Origin of the sequence: Streptomyces tardus, assembly GCF_018101125.2 — a bacterium.
GTDB lineage: Bacteria > Actinomycetota > Actinomycetes > Streptomycetales > Streptomycetaceae > Streptomyces > Streptomyces tardus.
Genome location: NZ_JAELVF020000001.1, coordinates 1,515,297 through 1,528,407, shown reverse-complemented (window position 1 = coordinate 1,528,407; position 13,111 = coordinate 1,515,297). Strand labels below are relative to the sequence as shown.

Below are 13,111 nucleotides of genomic sequence, written 5' to 3'. Positions count from 1 at the left end.
TCACTCGCCGCGCAGGGCGCGCAGGACCTCGTCGTCGAAGACGGCCATCTGCCACTCGGACTCCGGGGTCTCCTTGTGGCAGTAGCCGTGGGTGATCGAACCCGTGGCGGTCTTGACGAGCTTGCCGTCGCGCACGACGTAGAAGTCCATGCGCGAGGTGTAGAGCATGTCCTTGAAGATCGACTCGACCGTGTAGACGGTGTAGAGGTTCTCCTCCATGACCGTCTCGTCGGTGAACTGGATCTTGTTGCCGGTCACCACGGGGATCCAGCCGCGCTCGTCGAGCAGCCGCTTGATGCTGATGCCGCGCGAGGCGACGAAGAGGTGCTTGGCCTCTTCCATCTGGCGCAGGTAGCCCGACATCTGCATGCGCTCTGTGAAGTGGCAGTAGTAGTAGGGAACCTTCCACTTCCAGCCGATGGCGTTGGAGTCGCCGATGATCTCGGCCAGCACCGGGTCGGTGTCGGAGTTCTCACCGCGGTGGAACGCGCCGGCGAAGTCGTCGACCTCGGTGGCGGCCAGCTCGGTGGGCTCGGCGGTGGCGAAGCGGTCGACCACGAAGCGCTCGAGCTCGGCCGGCAGCGGCTGGGCGTCGGGGATGGCCGGGTCGCGGCGGAGCAGCACGCGCAGCTTGGAGGAGACGGCCTTCTTGGTCTCGCCGTCGCGCTCCACGTAGGCCGCGGTCGCGAACACCATCTCGCGGTCGGTGTCCTTGGTCTTCGGGACGACCTCGATGCGGACGTCGTCGTCCAGGGTCAGCACCGTGTGCAGGCGGGTGTCGACGCCGACCACGTCGAAGTTGACGCCGTGGTTCAGGTAGAGCTCGGTGGCGCCCAGGCCGACGGCCCGGAAGTGGTCGAGCACAGCTGCTTCGAGCAGGTAGTTGTCGCACTTGAAGCCGATCGCGGTGTTGATGTTGCCGCCCTCGTAGGAGGGGCGCATCGTCACCGAACTCGGCTCGTGCAGCAGCTTCTTGATTTCGACATCGGACAGGGTGGCCATCGGTGTTCTCCCGTACTCAGTTGACCGCCGCCGGGGTGTGCCCGGCCGACAGAGTGGTGAGGAATTGCTGGACGGCGAGCGAGAACCGCTCCGGGTGCTCGGCCATCGGTGTGTGCCCGCTGCCCTCGATCCGCTCGATCGAGGCGTTGCCGAGGCGGCCGGCGAGCAGCTCGCCCTCGGTGGGCGGCGCGATCGGGTCGCGGTCGCCGATGACGATCTGGACGGGCAGGCCGACCAGTTCGACAGGAAGGAATGGGGTGCGCAGGTAGGTGTTGAGGTAGCGAACGACCCAGTGCGGCCCGAGCTGTGCGCACGAGTGCTCGGCCATCTCTGACAGCAGATCGGAGTCCAGCGGCTTGCGGGAAAGCAGTCGGATACCCTCACCCGCGCCGAGCCGCAACCGGTCGAGGAATGCGGGCAGTTCGGCCCAGGAGAAATCGTCGGTCTGTTCCCGGAAGAAGGGCGAAACCAGCACTGCGCCGCTGATGCCGAATTCTTCCCGCGGGTCCGCGCCGCGCGCCACTGTTTCGGCGAGCAGGGTGAGAAGCAGAACCGAGGCGTAGGAATGGGCGACGACGATGTCGGGCCCGCCGGGTATCTGCCGGATCGACTCGCGTATCCAGTCGGTCTCGTCGGCCTCGGGCACCGCCTGCGGGCCGCCCGCGCGCCAGGGCAGGGCGGCGGTCCACACTTCGAGGGACGGCGGCCGGTGTGCGAGGAACGTGTCCCAGCTCCGGGTGCTGCTGCCGAGGCCGTGCAGCAGCAGTGCGCGGTGTTCCGCATTCGCGGACGCGCAATGCTGTCGAAGCACGAGCGGCTCGACATCACCGTATCGGAGCACCGGTTATCCCTTTCCGAGGAAATCGGACAGCAGAAGGTATTGCCAGGCAGTGCCGGCATTCCTTTCCCCGGCAGGGCGTGACGCTAGCAACCAATCGCTTGTCGACCCGTGTCGGGCCGCTGATTTTGCAGCGACATGCAGCCCGTCGCGGGGCGCCCCGTCCCGTGTATTGCGCATGAATCAGTAATGCCGGAGGGGCGGAGAGGGCCGGGGGTACGGAAGCGGCGTCCACGTCTGTGGTGAAAAGCCGCCCCGCACCGTCGATGATCCCGGAAAACGAGCGTGCCGAAAGAGCCGTTTCAGCAAGCTGCTACTACAAATTCTTCCAATTGGCCACGACGTCGGCGCCGCTGTCCGGGGCGGCGAGCGCGCGCCGGGCGGCCATGAGGGCCTTGGGCCAGTTCACGGTGAGTGCTGCCGCGAGTCGCGGACCGCGGTGGTAGGCGACGGCGAAGCGCCGACGAGGGCCCTCCGAGCGCACCACGGTGACCTCGTCGTCCGCCTCCGGACGGCCGAGCAGGGTGATTTTTCCGCCGTACTGGTCGCTCCAGACGAAGAACTGGTGCCGGTGCGGCTGGGGTTCGTCGCCGGCGATGGCGCGCGCCACGGTGTCGGCCTGCTCGACCGCGTTGGTCCAGTGCTCGGTGCGCAGATGCGCTCCGACCTGCGGATCCAGGCTGCGGGCGACGTCGCCGACGGCGTACACCGTGCGGTCGGCGTCGACCGCGCAGAACTCGTCGCACCGTACGCCGCCGTCTTCGGAGAGCGGCAGCCCGGAGCCGGCCAGCCAGCCGGTGCTCGGTGCCACCCCGATGCCCACCACGACCGCGTCCGCGGGCAGCGTCCTGCCGTCCGCCAACTCCACGCCGGTTACGGAGCGTTCACCGAGCAGCGCCGCGACGGGGGTGCCGCAGAGCAGCCGGGTGCCGTTGTCCCGGTGCAGCAGGGCGAGTTCGGCCGCGACGTCGTGGCCGAGAAGAGCTGCCAGCGGAGCGGACATCCCCTCCACGACTGTCACCTTCATGCCACGTGCGCGTGCGGTCGACGCCACCTCGGCGCCGACGAAGCCGCCGCCGACGACGACGAGCCGGCCGGAGCCGTACCGGTCGAGGTCGGCGCGCAGCGCACGGCAGTCCGCGAGCGTGCGCAGCAGGTGTACGCCGCCGAGCGGCATCTGGGGCAGGGCGCGCGGGGCGGCGCCGCAGGCCAGCACGAGCCGGTCGTACGGCAGCTCCTCGCCGGAGTCCAGGCGGAGCAGCCGGGCACCGGTGTCCAGCGAAGCAGCCGCGGCCACATGGCGCCGCACCTGCCAGTCGTCGGGGTTGCCGAGCGTGGCGCGGTCCTCGCTCCAGTCGCCGCTGAGGAGTTGCTTGGACAGCGGCGGCCGGTCGTAGGGGGCGTCCGGGTCCGGGTCGACCAGGTCGATGGAGCCGCGGTAGCCCGCGGCGCGCAGTTCGGCGGCGACCCGGGCCCCGGCGACCGAGGCCCCGACGATCACGGTCCGCAGGCCGGCGGTGGCGGTGTCGGTGGCGGTGTCGGTGGCGGGCGCGGTGGCGTCGGCGGTGGCGTCCCCGTGCCGGCCGGGGCCGTCGGGCATCAGAGCGCTCCGTCCGTGACGAGGCCGTCCTGGGCCGCGGCGTGCGCGACGAGCGCGCGCGGGGTGCGCAACTCCAGCACGTCGCGCAGCCCGAAGGTCCAGCCCGCCTTGCGCGCCTTGGTGGCCAGCCGGGCCGCCCGGAGGCTGTCGCCGCCGTTGCGGAAGAAGTCGTCGTCCAGGTGGACCGGATCGATGCCGAGGACTTCGGCGAACAGGGCGCAGAGCGCCGTCTCGGCCTCGGTGGAGGGGAGTTCACCGGCCGTGGTGTCGGCCGGGCCGCCCTCGTCGGTCTGGTCCTGCTCGGGCTGCGGCTCGGGGAGCGCGTCCTTGTCCAGCTTGCCGTTGGAGGTGAGCGGAAGCGCCGCGACCACCGTGACGGTCGAGGGGACCATGTAGGCGGGGAGCGTGCGGGAGAGGTCCGCGCGCACCTCGGCGGCGAAGCCCGCGCCGGCCGTCGCCCCCTCGTCCAGCACCGCGTAGCCCGCCAGGTACCTGTCGCCGGCGCGGTCCTCGCGCGCGATCACGGCCGCCTGCGAGATGCCGGGCCCGGCCGCCAACGCCGAGGTGACCTCGCCCAGTTCGATGCGGTAGCCGCGGATCTTGACCTGGTCGTCGGTGCGTCCCAGGTACTCCAGGAGGCCGTCGGGGCGGAGCCGGACGACGTCGCCGGTGCGGTACATCCGATCGCCCGCGGAGGTGGCCCCGGTGCCGGCGGCGCCCCCGAAGGGGTTGGCCACGAAGCGGTCGGAGGTCAGCCCCGGACGTCCCAGATAGCCGCGGGCGACCTGGCCGCCCGCGATGTACAGCTCGCCGACGGCACCGTCCGGCGCCGGTCGCAGGGACTCGTCCAGCACGTAGAGCTCGGTGTCCGGGGTGGCGGTGCCGATCGGGGTGGCGCCGGGCTCGATCGCGTCGTCCGGACCGATGCGGAAGACGCAGCAGCCCACGGTGGCCTCGGTGGGGCCGTACTCGTTGACGACCGCCGCGCCGGGGTGGACCTCGCGCCAGCGCTCGACCACGTCGCCGATCAACATCTCGCCGCCCACGACCAGTTCGTCGGTGGGTGAGAGGGCGCTCGGCAGCGCGGTGAGAATCGGCAGATGGGACGGGGTCGCCTTGACGAACCCCTGCCTCTCCGGGGCCTGCTCGCCGGCGGCCGGCTCCCGGTCCAGCGCCGCGACGGTCACACAGCCGCCCAGCAGCAGCGGCCCGTACAGCGCGGTGACGGTGAGGTCGAAGGCCACCGGCGAGTGCAGCAGCGCGCCCTTGGCCAGGCCCGGGTACTCCGCGCAGGCGAACGCCAGATACCGGTGCAGGGTGTCGTGCTGGACGGTGACGCCCTTGGGCCGGCCGGTGGAGCCGGAGGTGTAGATGACGTACGCCAGGTTCGCCGCGGTCAGCGGGGCGAGGCGGTCGGCGTCGGTGGGGTCGTGCTCGGGCCCGCCGGCGGCGAGCGCCGAGGCGACGGTCAGGGTCGTCAGGCCCGCGATGCCGGCCGCCCCGTCCGGCACCAGCATCAGGTCCAGCCCGGTGTCGTGGACGATGAACTCCCGCCGCTCGGCGGGGCAGTCGCTGTCGATCGGGACGTAGGCGGCCCCCGACTTCAGGATGCCGAGCAGCGCCACCACCAGTTCGGGGGAGCGCGGCAGCTGCACCCCCACCACCTGCTCGGGGCCGACGCCGCGGGCGATCAGCCGGTGCGCCAGCAGGTTCGCCCGGCGGTTCAGCTCGGTGTAGTCCAGCTCCTGCCCGCCGGAGCGGACGGCCGGGGCGTGCGGCGTACGCGCCACCTGGAGCCGGAACAGGTCGGGGAGAGGCGATTGGGCCATCGTGGATTCCTATTCCTTCGGTACGAGCCGTCGCACGACGGCTCCGCAGGTCACTCGGCGCGGTCCGCAGCCAGTTGACGGATCGTCGGGCGCAGGTACAGCTCGCGCATCGCCACGGTGAAACCGCCGCCCCGGCGCCGCAGTGCCGCGCCCACCCGCATGGCGAGCAGCGAATTGCCGCCGTGGTCGAAGAAGTTGTCGTCGGGCCCGACCGGCACGCCGAGCACTTCCTGCCACACCTCCAGGAGTACGGACTCGAAGGTCTCCCCGCCCGGTTCGGCGTCGCCGTCCGCCGCAACGCCCGCCGCGGCGCCGGGCGTTGCGGCGGACGCGTTCGGAGCGGTGGCCGGGGTCGCGGGTACGGGCGCCGCGGCCGGCTTGGGGAGTCGGCGGGTGTCCAGCTTGCCGTTGGTGGTCAGCGGCATCCGCTCCAGCACGGTGACGGTCGAGGGCACCATGTACTCGGGCAGGAACTTCGCCGCGCGGCGGCGCACGGCGGCGGTGTCTTCCGGGCCGGCGCCGTCCAGCACGACGTACGCGTCGAGCTGCGCGGTCGCCGGGTCGTCGGGGTCGGTCCGCCCGAGCACCACCACGGCGGCGGAAACCTGCGGGTCGTCCGCCAGCACCGCGCGGATCTCGTCCAGTTCGATGCGGAAGCCGCGCAGTTTGACCTGGCTGTCCAGCCGTCCCAGATGCTCGATCCGGCCGTCCGGCAGCATCCTGCCGCGGTCGCCGCTGCGGTACATCCGCTCACCGGTGCGCGTGTCGAGCCGGAAGCGCTCCTCGGTGAGCTCGGGCTTGTTCAGATAGTGCGTGGCGACGCCCGTACCGCCGACCCAGATCTCGCCGGCGACACCGATCGGCAGCGTCCGGCCCTCGGGGTCGGCGATCCGCACCCACCAGCCGGGCAGCGCGTGACCGACCGACTTGTCGCCGGTCAGTGCCTCGGCCCTGGTGACGGTCTGCGCGGTCACATGGACCGTGGTCTCGGTGATGCCGTACATGTTGACCACCCGGCACCGGCTCTCCGGGTGCCTGTCGAACCAGGGCAGCAGCATGCGCGGTTCCAGCGCCTCGCCGCCGAAGACGACCAGCCGCACCGGCACCGGCTCGGCGCCGTCGCGCTCGACCTCCACCAGCTGGGAGAAGGCCGACGGGGTCTGGCTGAGCACCGAGACCCGTTCGCGCAGCAGGAGTTGGTGGAACTCCTCGGGCGAGCGGGAGGCCCAGTACGGCACGACGACCAGGGTGGCGCCGGTCAGCAGCGCGCCCCAGATCTCCCAGACGGAGAAGTCGAAGGCGCTGGAGTGGAAGAGGGTCCAGACGTCGTCCGCGCCGAGGCCGAAGTCCTCGGTGGTGGCGGCCATCAGGCCCAGCACGTTGCGGTGCGGGATGACCACGCCCTTGGGGCGGCCGGTGGAGCCGGAGGTGTAGATGACGTACGCGGCGTCGTCCGGACCGGTCGTCGAGCGGGGCGGGCCGTCGCAGCTCTGCGGCGCCAGCGCGGCCAACTCCGCCGGGGACACCACCCGCACCGACTCCCCGCCGGGGAAGTCCTCGTGGTCGGTGACGACGGTGGTCAGACCGGCGTCGGTGGTGGTGTACGAGAGGCGGTCGCTCGGATAGGCGGGGTCCATCGGGACGTAGGTCGCGCCCGCCTTGAGCACCGCGAGCAGCGAGACGATCAGCTCCGAGGAGCGCTCCAGGCACACCCCGACCCGGTCGCCGTCGGCGACGCCGAGTTCGCGCAGCGCGTGCGCGCGCCGGTCGGCGCGCCGGTCCAGCTCGCCGTAGCCGATGCTCTCGTCCTCGAAGCGGACGGCGACGGCGTCCGGGGTGCCGGCGGCGATCGTCGCGATGGCAGCGTCGATGCGACGGGGGACCACGGGCCGCGCCTCGGCGTGCCGGCCGAGTGCGTGCACCCGGTCCAGCTCCTGCGCGGAGAGCAGCTCCAGCCGGTCGGCCGAGGTGTCCGGTTCGCGCAGCAGCGACTCGTGGACGCGGCGTACGTGCGAGAGGAGTTGCGCGGCGCTCGCGGGCGCCAGGAGACGGGGGTCGAAGTCGCAGCGCAGGTAGGGGCGTTGGCGCGTCATGTCGCGCACCACCGAGACGGTCACCGCGAACGGCGGCGCCTGGTACGGCACGTACTCGGCCGGTCGCACCCCCGGCAGGCCGGTGGCCGCGTTGCGGTCCGCGACGACCAGGCCGACCCGGGCGGCGTCGTCGAGGTCGCCGCCGGCGGCGGTGATCTCCCGGCGCAGCGCCTCGGTGTGCCAGGCGGGTCCCGCCGCCGCTGCTTCGCGCACCTGCTTGTGGACGCTGCCGAGCGTCCGGGCGCCGTCGGCGGGCACCGGAACCAGGGCGACACCGGCGGCCTCCGTCTCCGCGGGGTCGGCGGGGGCTTCCGGGTCGGCATCGGAGTCCGTCACCAACTGGGCGAGGACCGGGGCGCTCACACCGTCGTAGCGCGCCAGCACCAGGCCGAGTGCGGCGGCCCAGCCGGCCGCGTCGGAGGCGGGGTGCGCCTGGGACAGCGCGAGTTCGCAGCTGCGGGTCGTTGCGGAGCCGAACGGGTCGCCCAGCCCCCAGTCGGGGCGGCCGGCCGAGGAGCACTGCGCCAGTTCGGCGGCGAGCCGGGTCGGGTCGGGGTGGGCGGCGGCCAACGGCGCGGCGTCCGGGCGGGTTCGGCCGCGTCGGAGCCGACCAGCAGCTCGATGACGCACGCCCGCAGCGCGGCGACACCGAACCGGCGGCGGTGCGCCACCGCGACGAGGTCGGCGACCCCGTCGGCGTAGCGCAGCAGCACGACCCGTACGCATGCGTCCTGTCCGGCGGCGACCGGGCGCAGCAGCTCGCGGCTGCGGCGCTGCTGCGCGGCGGGCTCCTCCGAACCGCACGGCACCTCCTCGGACCAGCCGGCCACCGAGTGGTGAGCGGCCATCCGGTCGGCCAACTGCCGCACGGCGGCAGACTGTTGCGTGTCGGCGCGCAGCAGTCGCACGGCGAGCGCGTGGCAGTCGGCGCCCGGCACCGGGCCGTTCCCGCCGGGCTGTCCGGCGGTGCGTACGGAGGCGGCCGGTACGCGGGCGGATGCGGCGGCCGATGCGGCGGCGGGTGCGGTGGTGGGCTCCGCCGGTGCGGTGGCGGTGTCCTGCTCAGAGATCGACACGACTGGTCCCTTTGGCGTGATGGGGTGGCTCACCGGGCGGTGAAGCCGCCGTCGACGGTCAACACGGAGCCGGTCACTTGCCCGGACTCGTCCGAGGCCAGCCAGACCGCTGCCCGGGCCACGTCCTCCGGCTCGATCAGCGCGTTCATCGGCTGCGACTGGACGAACGTCTCCTCGTGCTCGCCGACCGGCAGTTCCAGCGAGCGGGCGATCTCGGCCAGCATCCGGCCCTCGACCTGGCTGTCGTCCCGGATGGAGCCCGGGCACAGCGCGTTGACCCGCACCTTGAGCGGCGCGTAGTCCAGCGCGGTCGCCTTGGAGAGCCCGATCACGCCGTGCTTGGAGGCGGCGTAGCCGGCGAAGTGCCGGTAGCCGACCAGGCCCGCGGTGGAGGCGATGTTGACGATGCTGCCGGAGCGGCGGGCGGTCATCAGCGGGCCGACGAGGGAGGTCATCCGCCAGACGCCGGACAGGTTGACGTCGATCATCACCTGCCACTCCTCCTCGGTGATCTCGTGCGTCGTACGGCCCGAAGGGGCCACGATGCCCGCGTTGTTGACCAGCGCGTCGATGGTGCCGAAGCGGGCGCACACCTCGTCGACGGCCGCGGAGAGCGCGGCGCGGTCGCGGATGTCGGCCTCGGCGGTGAGCACCGCCGCGCCCTCCGCGCGGCAGAGCTTCGCGGTGTGGTCGAGCTGACTCGTGGTGCCGAGCGGGTAGGGCACTCCGGGGACGTCGCCGCAGACGTCGAGCAGGGCCAGATCCGCGCCCTCCCGACTCATCGCCAGCGCGCAGGCGCGGCCGACACCGCGCGCGGCCCCCGTCACGACGACGGTCTTACCTTGCAGACGCACCAGGACTCCTTCTGAACGGTTGTGGACTCTCCGCGCGGGGCCGGCACCACCCGGCCCCACGACCGGGTTCCGGCGCACCGGCCGCGGGGTGCGCCCCCGCGGCCGATGCGCCGATACGGCCGGTCAGCTGCCGAGGGCGTCCGCCAGCACGCGGACCAGACCCTCGGGGTTGTCGACCAGGTACATGTGGCCGCCCTCGACCTCCTCGAAGCGGAAGTCCCGGGACGTGGCCTTGGACCACTCCATGGCCTGCTCGGTGGTGACCAGCGAGTCGGAGGTGCCGCGCACCGAGACGATCGGGACCGCCAGCGGCTCGTCCGTACGCGCCGTGTAGCTCTCGTGCATCTCGACGTCCGCCCGCAGCGTGGGCAGCAGCAGCTCACGCATCTCCGGGTCCTCCAGTGCGTCGTGCCGGTAGCCGGCGAACTCCTTGACGCGGGCGAGGAACTGGTCGTCGTCGAGTCCGCTCGCACCGTTCTCGCGGCGGGTCCACGGACCGGGCGAACCGCTGATGACCAGTGCGGTCAGGGTGACGCCCTCGGTCGCGGCGAGCCGGCGGGCCAGCTCGTAGGAGAGCACCGCGCCCAGGCTGTGGCCGAAGAGCACCACGGAGTCCGCGCCCTTGACCCGCTCCAGGACCTCGGGCAGCAGCCCGTCGGCCGCGACCTCGACATCGGTGTACGGCTCTTCCGCGAACCGCTGCTCGCGGCCCGGGAGCTGGATGGCCGCGAGCTCGAACCTGCCCTCGCTCAGCGGCACGAAGGGACGGAACACCGAGGCGCCGGCCCCGGCGAACGGTACGGAGATGACGACCGCCTTGGACATGTGTACTGCCTTTCTCTCGAATGTGGTTCGCGGTGGACGAAGGTGCGGCGCCGGGAGCGTCAGACCCCGTCCACCCGGGCGGTCGCTGCCAGCTTCTTCGCCAGCACCGCACCGATCTCGGCCAGCGGCTCGGGCCGCATCAGGTCGTTGTGCGAGGCGTCGACGGGGTGGACCTCCAGCTCGCCGCCGAGGTGCTCGCGCCAGTCCTCGGGGTCGCCGACCTGGTCGGTCGTCGCGGCGAACATCACCGCGCCCGAGCCGGTACGGCCGGTCAGCCCGCGTGCGTCGACGCGGTAGCTGTTGGCCATCACCCGCTGGAGACGCCGCAGTTGGTCGGCCGACATGCCCGCGAGGTCGTTGCCCGCGGCCCGTACGGCGGCCATCACCGTGTCGAGGTTGAGCGCCCCGCCCAGCGCGGACGGCTCCAGATCGGCGGCGGCCAGGATGCCCTTCAGGAAGTCGGCCTCGGAGAAGTCGCTCTCCTCGGCCTCCTCGGTCTGCGGGTAGGCGTCCAGCAGCGCGAGCAGCTCGACCTCCTGACCGGCCTCCTCCAGCAGCGCCGCCATGGCGTGCGCGATCCGGCCGCCCAGCGACCAGCCGAGCAGCCGATACGGGCCCTGCTCCTGGACGGTGCGGATCCGGGCCACGTACTCGGCGGCCATCGCCTCCAGCGTCCCCGGCAGCGGGTCGCCCTCGCTCAGTCCGGACGCCTGGAGGCCGAAGAGACCGACCTCCGCCGGCAGATGCTCGGCGATACCGGCGTAGGGCCAGCTCAGTCCGCCCAGCGGGTGGACGCAGAAGAGCGGCGACTGCGTGCCGCCGGCGCGCAGCGGCAGCAGCCCGCTCAGCGGGCCCGTCGCGGCGTCCTGTCCCAGCCGTACCGCCAGTGCCGCGACCGTCGGCGCCTCGAAGATCGAGACCACCGACATCTCCAGGTCCAGCCGGTCCTTGATCCGGCTGGCCAGCCGGGTGGCCAGCAGTGAATGGCCGCCCAGGGTGAAGAAGTTGTCGTCGATGGTGACCGACTCGTGGCCGAGCAGCTCGGCGAAGATCTCGCACAGCGCCGTCTCGGTCTCGTTGCGCGGAGCACGTCCCGGCTGCTGTTCCAGCTGCTCGGGCGCGGGCAGCGCCTTCTTGTCGACCTTGCCGTTGGGCGTGACCGGCACCTCGTCGATCCTCGTGTAGTGCACCGGCACCATGTGGTCGATCAGCACCGCCGCGAGGTGGTCGCGCAGCGCCGCCAGGTCCACCGGCTCCGAGGCGTCCCGGTCGGTGACGTACGCGGCGAGCTGAGTGTCGCCGGAGGGCGCCCGGTGGGCGACCACGATCGCCGAACCGACCGTCGGGTACCGGGAGACGGCGTGCTCGATCTCGCCCAGTTCCACGCGGCGACCGCGGATCTTGATCTGGTCGTCGGTGCGGCCGAGGAACTCCAGCACCCCGGCACGGGTGATGCGGGCGAGGTCGCCGGTGCGGTAGAGGCGGGAGCCCGCGGGGCCGTAGGGGTCGGCGACGAAGCGCTCGGCGGTGAGGGCGGGCCGGCCGAGGTAGCCGTGCGCCAGCTGTACGCCGCCGAGGTAGAGCTCGCCGCTGCTGCCCACGGGAGCCGGGGCCAGCGTGCCGTCCAGCACGTACGTCCTGGTGTTCCAGACCGGTCGGCCGATCGGCACCACGGGTGCGTCGGCGTCCTCGGCGCAGTCCCAGGCGGTGACGTCGACGGACGCCTCGGTCGGGCCGTACAGGTTGTGCAGCTCGGCCGGGAGCAGTGCCCGGAAGCGGTCGCGCAGACCGGCCGGCAGCGCCTCACCGCTGCACACCACCCGTCGCAGCCCGGTGCACTCGGCGGCCTCGGGCGAGGCGAGGAAGACCTCCAGCATCGACGGCACGAAGTGCGCGGTGGTGACCTCCGCCTCCTGGATCAGCTCGGCCAGGTACCGCGGGTCGCGGTGGCCGCCGGGCTTCGCCGCGACCTGCACCGCGCCGGTGATCAGCGGCCAGAAGAACTCCCAGACCGACACGTCGAACCCGGACGGAGTCTTCTGCAACACCCGGTCGTCCGCGCCGAGTCGGTAGGTGTCCTGCATCCACAGCAGCCGGTTGACGATGCCGCGGTGCGGCACCAGCACGCCCTTGGGGCGGCCGGTGGAACCGGAGGTGTAGAGCAGGTACGCGGGCGAGTCGGGCAGCGGGCCCGCGAGCGCGCCGGCGTCGGCCGGGAGCACGGCGAGCGCATGGGCGGTCGCCGGGTCGTCCAGCACGATCAGCGTCCGCGCGGCCTCGGCGCCCTCTCCCGCGTTCTCGGCCTCCTCCGGAAGCCGGTCGCGCACCGCACCGGTGGTGAGCACCACCGCGGGCGCGGCGTCGGTGAGCATGTGGGCGATCCGCTCGGACGGGTAGTCCGTCTCGATCGGCAGGTACGCCGCACCCGTCTTGACCACCGCGAGCAGTGCCACCGTCAGCGCGGCGGAGCGCGGTACGGCGACGGCGACGATGCCCCCGCGTCGTACGCCCCGGGACACCAGGTGGGTGGCGAGGCGGGTGGAGCGTGCGTCCAGCTCGGCGTAGGTGAGGTGGGCGTCCTCGGCCACGATCGCGCTGCGTCCCGGGGTACGGGCCGCCTGGTCCGCGAAGAGCCCCGCGATCGTCTCCGGCTCGAAGCCGCTGTCCCCGGTGCCGCGCGCGGGAAGCTCCAGCGCCCTCCCGGTGTCGTTCCAACCGTTCAACAGCTGCTCGCGCTCGGCAGGTTCGAGGATCCCGATCCGGCTGAGCGGGGTCTCCGGCTCCTCGGCGCCGACGCTGAGCAGGCGGATGAGCCGCTCGGCGAGCTGCTCGACCGTCTCGTGGTCGAAGAGGTCGACGCTGTACTCGATCTGCACGTCGATACCGGCCGGCTGTCCGTCTTCGTCCTTGTTCTCGATGAAGTTGAAGCCGAGGTCGAATTTGGCGGCGCCGGTTTGGGTGTTGAGGGGTTGGGCGGTGAGGTGGGGGAGGTTG

Annotated in this window: 8 protein-coding genes; all 8 read right to left on the bottom strand. The window is 72.5% G+C overall.

What is annotated here, in order from left to right; genetic code table 11:
* Positions 1 to 1,002: an acyl-CoA thioesterase family protein gene (locus JGS22_RS06570; protein ID WP_211040603.1), complete on the bottom strand. Its 1,002-nt coding sequence runs from the start codon at positions 1,000 to 1,002 to the stop codon at positions 1 to 3.
* A gap of 16 nt (positions 1,003 to 1,018) precedes the next feature.
* Entirely contained in the window at positions 1,019 to 1,813 is a 795-nt protein-coding gene (locus JGS22_RS06565) for an alpha/beta fold hydrolase (RefSeq protein WP_211040604.1), read from the bottom strand.
* 343 nt (positions 1,814 to 2,156) lie between these two features.
* Positions 2,157 to 3,440 carry an NAD(P)/FAD-dependent oxidoreductase gene (locus JGS22_RS06560; protein ID WP_211040605.1) on the bottom strand — a complete coding sequence of 428 codons (1,284 nt, stop codon included), beginning with the start codon at positions 3,438 to 3,440 and terminating at the stop codon, positions 2,157 to 2,159.
* Complete coding sequence (locus JGS22_RS06555; RefSeq protein WP_211040606.1) at positions 3,440 to 5,269, bottom strand: non-ribosomal peptide synthetase; 1,830 nt, start codon at positions 5,267 to 5,269, stop codon at positions 3,440 to 3,442. The genes JGS22_RS06560 and JGS22_RS06555 overlap by 1 nt, the downstream gene beginning before the upstream one ends.
* 50 nt (positions 5,270 to 5,319) lie before the next feature.
* On the bottom strand, positions 5,320 to 7,932 hold the full coding sequence (locus JGS22_RS06550) for an amino acid adenylation domain-containing protein (RefSeq protein ID WP_216814869.1): 2,613 nt from the start codon (positions 7,930 to 7,932) through the stop codon (positions 5,320 to 5,322).
* A gap of 535 nt (positions 7,933 to 8,467) precedes the next feature.
* Positions 8,468 to 9,292 (bottom strand): mycofactocin-coupled SDR family oxidoreductase, encoded by an 825-nt coding sequence (locus JGS22_RS06545; protein WP_211040607.1) that lies wholly within the window; start codon positions 9,290 to 9,292, stop codon positions 8,468 to 8,470.
* Positions 9,293 to 9,415: 123 nt separating this feature from the next.
* Positions 9,416 to 10,117: a thioesterase II family protein gene (locus JGS22_RS06540; RefSeq protein ID WP_211040608.1), complete on the bottom strand. Its 702-nt coding sequence runs from the start codon at positions 10,115 to 10,117 to the stop codon at positions 9,416 to 9,418.
* 59 nt (positions 10,118 to 10,176) lie between these two features.
* The coding region (locus tag JGS22_RS06535) for a non-ribosomal peptide synthetase (protein WP_216814868.1) at positions 10,177 to 13,111 on the bottom strand (2,935 nt) is incomplete at its 5' end.